Genomic DNA, 6052 nt, shown 5'->3' on the forward strand with positions numbered 1-6052 from the left:
CTGCCGCCCGGCTCACCGGTAACGACAGATGTTTTCTATGTGGGGGAAAGATTCAGACGGCTTCAACCGAATAAGATGCTCAAGCTTCGCTTCCGACGCTTGCGTTGCGCTCGACGATTAATTCGCCGTCTTTCTCGTCAATCGTCAGCTTGTCGCCCTTCGCGATGTTGCCGCGCAGCAGCTCCTCGGACAACCGGTCCTCGATATGCTTCTGAATCGCCCGGCGAAGCGGCCGCGCGCCGAAGCTCGGATCGTAGCCTTCCTTGGCCAGGAACGCCTTCGCCTTATCCGTCAGTGCAAAGTCAACCTCCTGCTCCTTGAGCCGTTTGCGCAGATCATCCGCCATCAAGGTGACAATTTCCGCGATATGCTTCTCGTCGAGCGAATGGAAGACGATGATTTCGTCGATCCGGTTCAGGAACTCCGGACGGAAGCTTTTCTTCAGCTCGCCCATCACTTTGTCCTTCATATTGCCGTACTCGCGACCCGAGTCAATGGAGGCGGTGAAGCCAAGCGTCGAGTTTTTCTTGATCACATCGGCGCCAACATTGGAGGTCATAATAATCAGCGTATTGCGGAAATCCACGGTGCGGCCCTTGGAGTCGGTCAACCGGCCATCCTCAAGCACTTGCAGCAAGATGTTAAATACTTCCGGATGCGCCTTCTCGATCTCATCCAGCAGCACAACCGAATAAGGCTTGCGGCGAACCTTTTCCGTCAATTGGCCGCCTTCTTCATAACCGACATAACCCGGAGGCGCTCCGACGAGACGCGAAGTCGAATGCTTCTCCATATATTCCGACATGTCGATCCGAATAACGGCATTTTCATCGCCGAACAGCGATTCTGCAAGCGCCCGAGCCAGCTCGGTTTTACCGACACCCGTCGGCCCGAGGAAAATGAAGGAGCCCATCGGACGCTTCGGATCCTTCAGACCTGCTCTGGCCCGGCGAATCGCGCGGCTGACAGCCTTGACGGCTTCGTCCTGTCCAATTACGCGGTCATGCAGGATGGCTTCCATATTAAGCAGGCGCGCCGTTTCTTCCTCCGCCAGCTTCACAACCGGAATTCCGGTCCAGCTCGCCACAACCTGGGCGATATCGTCCGGCGTTACCTCGGAATCGGTACGGCCTTGCTTTTCTTTCCACTCGTTTTTCGTCGTATCCAGCTCTTCACGCATCTTCTGCTCGGTATCGCGCAGCGCTGCCGCCTTCTCGAACTCCTGGCTTTGGACCGCAGCATCCTTCTCCTTGCGGATATCCTCCAGCTTGTTCTCCAGCTTTTTCAAATCCGGCGGAACCGTGTAGGAGCGGAGCCTTACCTTGGAGCTCGCTTCGTCGATCAAGTCAATCGCCTTGTCCGGCAGGAAGCGGTCCGTAATGTAGCGGTCCGACAGCTTGACGGCTTGCTCAATCGCTTCATCTGTAATTTTGACCCGGTGATGCGCTTCATAACGGTCACGCAGCCCGTGCAAAATTTGAATCGCTTCTTCCGGAGACGGCTGGTCTACCGTAATCGGCTGGAAGCGGCGCTCCAGCGCAGCGTCCTTCTCAATATATTTGCGGTATTCGTCCAGAGTCGTCGCACCGATACATTGCAGCTCGCCGCGAGCCAGCGACGGCTTCAAAATGTTGGAGGCGTCGATCGCGCCTTCCGCGCCGCCTGCGCCAATCAGCGTGTGCAGCTCGTCGATGAACAAAATGATGTTGCCTGCCTGGCGAATTTCATCCATAATTTTTTTCAAACGGTCCTCGAACTCGCCGCGGTATTTGGTGCCCGCTACGACCGAGCCCATATCAAGCGTCATAACCCGCTTGTCGCGCAACGTTTCAGGAATTTCGTTGTTGATAATTTTTTGGGCAAGCCCCTCGGCGATTGCCGTTTTACCAACGCCCGGCTCCCCGATCAGCACCGGATTGTTTTTAGTCCGGCGGCTGAGCACCTGAATGACGCGCTCGATTTCTTTGCTGCGGCCAATTACCGGGTCCAGATTGCCGTCCTTGGCGTAAGCCGTCAAATCACGCGCCAGACCGTCCAGCGTCGGAGTATTGACGTTTACCGGATTACCGTGGCTTGGCGAAACAACCTCGCTGCTGCCGAGCAGCTGCAGCACTTGCTGGCGCGCCTTGTTCAGGCTCACCCCGAGATTATTCAGCACACGTGCGGCAACGCCCTCGCCTTCGCGGATCAGACCGAGCAAAATATGCTCTGTGCCTACATACGTGTGCCCCAGCTTGCGGGCTTCGTCCATTGACAATTCAATAACCTTTTTGGCGCGAGGCGTGTACGCGATGTTGGTCGGCTGCTCTTGCCCCCGCCCGATCAACGACTCCACCTCATCCTGAATTTTCTCCAGGCCCAGACCAAGCGCGATTAATGCTTTCGCGGCAATGCCTTCGCCTTCCCGGATCAATCCAAGCAAGATATGCTCTGTACCGATATTGTTATGCCCTAACCGGACAGCTTCCTCTTGAGCCAACGACAGCACCTTCTGCGCGCGTTCCGTAAATCTGCCAAACATCATGAGTAACACCTCCAAGGTTGGTAAACGTTCATTCGACTTCATGCTGCAAGTGAAGCGCCTGGTGTTAGCCGACTGCGTCCGATTCGGACATTTTGTCGCGGATCAGCTGCGCTCTTCTAATGTCTCTTTCTTCAAACGACAGCTTTTCTCCTGCTAACTGCTGTAAAAAACCGGGCTGGGTCATCACCAGCAGCTCATTAAGCGCCTGAGCCGGCACTTTTTTAATAAAACCGAGGTCAATGCCAAGTCGGACATCGGATAAACGCTGCGCCGCTTCCTTCGAATCCATAATTGCGGCGTATGACAAAATCCCGAAGGAGCGGCTGACGCGATCCAAAATTTTTGCTCTGTTTTCAACAGACAGCTTATACCGGGCCGCACGCTCATGCTCAATAATTTGACGCACAACGCTGTGCAGATTGTCGATGATTTCCTCCTCAGACTGACCCAATGTAATCTGATTGGATATTTGAAATAAATTGCCTTGCGCCTCGCTGCCTTCTCCGTACAACCCCCGTACCGCCAGGCCAACTTGCGTAATCGCGGATAAAATGCGGTTGATTTGCTGGGTCATCACCAGCGCAGGCAGATGAATCATCACCGACGCCCTGATTCCGGTTCCCACGTTCGTCGGACAGCTCGTCATATAGCCGCGCTTTTCATCAAACGCATAATTAAGCTGACCCTCGAAAATATCGTCGAGCTGATTCGCCAAATCCCACGCTTCCTTAATTTGAAAGCCGGGGCACAAGCATTGTATTCGCAAATGATCCTCTTCATTCACCATAATGCTGATGGATTCGTTATCGGACAAAATCACAGCTCCATTGCGCGACTCGTTAGCCAGCGCCGGGCTGATCAGATGCTTCTCCACCAATACCCGCCGGTGCAGGTCGTCAAGCTCCGACAGCGGCAGCATGGTGAAGCGGCTGATCGTACTCAGATCGTCATTGTCGATCATGGCGCCGACGCGCTCCAGCACCTCCTGGGACTGCTGGCTCGTCGCCAGCATAGGAAACGGATACGCCGCTACATTCCGGGCAATTCGAATCCGCGTGCTGATCACAATGTCCGAGTCCGGGCCTTCCTCCTTCATCCAATCGCTTAATGCATGCTCCGTAAAGCGTTGCACATCCGTCATAAGGGCGCTCCTCCTTATTCCCCTGCCGCTGTCTGTCCTTCGGCCGCCTGCCTCTCCAGCACGCGGATCTGATCCCGCAGCTTGGCTGCTTCTTCAAATTCTTCCTGATCTATTCGTTCATGAAGCTCTCTTTTCAAGCTATCGATTTCACGTCTGAGCTTAATTAACCCGCCTGAACGCCGGGGAACCTTGCCCGTATGCGTTGTATTCCCATGAACCCGCTTGAGGAGCGGGTCAAGCTTTTCATTAAAATGCTTGTAGCATTCACTGCAGCCGAATCGTCCGACCTTGCTAAACTGGCTGTAGGTGAGACCGCAGTGATCACAGCGCGTCGGTTGCACCTTTGCTGCTGACGACGCAGATGAAGAAGGCTCAAAATCAAGCAATCCGCTTAACAAATTATGAATGGAGAACCCGCCTGGCGTTCCGGGAATCAGTTCGCCTTTCTCCCGCGCGCAGGCTTCGCAAATGTGAAACTCCGTCTTCTCTCCATTCAAAATTTTCGTAAAATGCAACGTCGCCTGCTTTTTGCCGCATTCCTGACAAATCAATACAGTCCCTCCTCCAGCAATATATTGTGCGGAACCTCCGCCTCACTTGCTCAACAAGCAGATCATCATCGCCTTCAGCATTCTGGCGCGGATTTCATCCCGCAGCGGCAGCTTCAGGGCGAGCACTTCACGTGCCAGCGCCGCCTTCATCAAAGCCGCTTCACGGGCTGTAACAAAGCCGCCTTCGTTCAGCTGGTACAGCAAGCCCTCGGCAGCCGTTTGATCAATGTGCGTACCGACATTTTGAAAAATGAAGTCAAGCACCGTGCCATGAGAATGAAGGACGACCTTCTGAATCCGCACATAGCCGCCGCCGCCCCGCTTGCTTTCGACGATATAACCCTTTTCAAGCGTAAAGCGGGTGCTGATGACATAATTAATTTGCGAAGGTACGCAATTAAACTGATCGGCCAGCTCATTGCGCTGAATTTCGATCACGCCATCAGGGCTCTGCTGCATGATTTGCTTCAGATGCTGCTCGATCATCTCTGAAACACTGCGCAACGGCTTCAACCTCCCTGACTAAAGGTGAAAGTACTTAAGAATCACAAACTGACTTTGACTTTCTTTGACTTTAAACTTATTATAGCAGATTCGATTCAAAATGCAACTGTTGCCATCGGCTTGGGCCGTTTGAATGGCTTATCAGCTTTCAGTATGTGCAGCCTGCCGTCAGGTTAATGAATTCACCCTGGCCCAATTCCTTCGCCGTAATCAAATAACTGCCCGGTTTACCAGTATTTCATGTCGGCAAGCGCAGGTATTGGCTACATAGCCTTTTTTCGCATGAGGGATACTTTATGGAGGGTATTTCTTTAAATTTGAGCAGCCAGTCGTGCTGTGAAGGTAATGGCTGGTTAATCACGTGATTCAGGAGGGATAAAGCTTGAAGCAATATGCTTGCCGTTGGATGTTCGTCATATCGTTGATGCTGGCTTGCTCAGCTGCTGTGTACGTCTTGCCGGATTCGGTTCATGCCGATGTTGCTTATCATTTCGGGTTCAAGAGAAGCGTCAATGGCCAGGAACCGTCCATTAATGAAGAAGGCTTCAAGCCGCTGCTGCAAAAGTACGGGGCCATTTTTACCGGAGATCCGGCGCAGAAAGAGCTGTACCTGACCTTCGATAACGGATATGAAAATGGATTTACCGCACGCATTCTCGATACCTTGAAGGAAAAGCAGGTTCCGGCCATTTTCTTCGTGACCGGTCACTATATTAAAGAGCAAGCCGAGCTGCTTAAACGGATGAAGGCCGAAGGACATCTGATCGGGAATCATTCGTGGCATCATCCCGATATGAGTCAAATTTCGGCGGAACGTATTCGTGAAGAGCTTACGAAGGTCAAAACAGAGGTCGCTGCATTAACCGGGCAGCAGGAAATGCTTTATTTGCGAACACCTCGCGGTATTTTCAATGAACGCACGCTGTCTGTCAGCAAGGAGCTTGGCTACACCAATGTATTTTGGTCAGTTGCCTACAAGGACTGGGATACGCGGGATCAAAAGGGGTCGAAATATGCCTACAACAAAGTCATGGAGCAGCTGCATTCCGGAGCTGTTCTGCTGCTGCACTCTGTATCCAAGGATAATACAGAGGCGCTCGGACCGATTATTGATGCAGCCCGACAGCAAGGCTATGTGTTTAAAAGCTTGAGCGATATGAAAATACGCAAGCCTTAAGCTGGCCGTCAGGCTCTATGCGAGCCTTGTGTAAATAAAACAGCCAGTATGGATATATCCATACTGGCTGTTTTATTTACTTTTGCTTGGCGACGTTCTACTCTCCCAGGACCCTGCGGTCCAAGTACCATCGACGCTGGAAGGCTTAACGGTCG

5 protein-coding genes are annotated in these 6052 nt (G+C 52.7%); 1 reads left to right on the plus strand and 4 read right to left on the minus strand.

What is annotated here, in order from left to right:
- Nucleotides 1-79: 79 nt before the first annotated feature.
- The 4 genes from clpC to AC6ROY_RS22660 all read right to left on the minus strand — a co-directional run bounded on the left by clpC (nt 80) and on the right by AC6ROY_RS22660 (nt 4720).
- Complete coding sequence (gene clpC, locus AC6ROY_RS22645) at nt 80-2524, minus strand: ATP-dependent protease ATP-binding subunit ClpC (RefSeq protein WP_500102847.1); 2445 nt, start codon at nt 2522-2524, stop codon at nt 80-82.
- A gap of 64 nt (nt 2525-2588) precedes the next feature.
- A complete protein-coding gene (gene mcsB, locus AC6ROY_RS22650; RefSeq protein WP_500102848.1) occupies nt 2589-3665 on the minus strand; it encodes a protein-arginine kinase McsB in 1077 nt (358 codons plus the stop codon).
- 14 nt (nt 3666-3679) lie between these two features.
- A complete protein-coding gene (gene mcsA / locus AC6ROY_RS22655; protein ID WP_500102849.1) occupies nt 3680-4216 on the minus strand; it encodes a protein-arginine kinase activator protein McsA in 537 nt (178 codons plus the stop codon).
- Between the two features lie 42 nt (nt 4217-4258).
- Nucleotides 4259-4720, minus strand: a complete 462-nt coding sequence (locus AC6ROY_RS22660; protein ID WP_500102850.1) for a CtsR family transcriptional regulator — start codon at nt 4718-4720, stop codon at nt 4259-4261.
- A gap of 424 nt (nt 4721-5144) precedes the next feature.
- Here AC6ROY_RS22660 and pdaA point away from each other — a divergent pair, with 424 nt between their 5' ends.
- Entirely contained in the window at nt 5145-5897 is a 753-nt protein-coding gene (gene pdaA / locus AC6ROY_RS22665; protein WP_500102854.1) for a delta-lactam-biosynthetic de-N-acetylase, read from the plus strand.
- The last annotated feature ends 155 nt before the right edge of the window (nt 5898-6052 follow it).

This window comes from Paenibacillus sp. sg306046 (assembly GCF_059821225.1).

Excerpts from the sequence above, each read along its gene's own strand:
- clpC (WP_500102847.1), bottom strand. The coding sequence starts at position 2,524 with ATGATGTTTGGCAGATTTACGGAACGCGCGCAGAAGGTGCTGTCGTTG.
- pdaA (WP_500102854.1), top strand. The coding sequence starts at position 5,145 with ATGCTGGCTTGCTCAGCTGCTGTGTACGTCTTGCCGGATTCGGTTCAT.
- mcsB (WP_500102848.1), bottom strand. The coding sequence starts at position 3,665 with ATGACGGATGTGCAACGCTTTACGGAGCATGCATTAAGCGATTGGATG.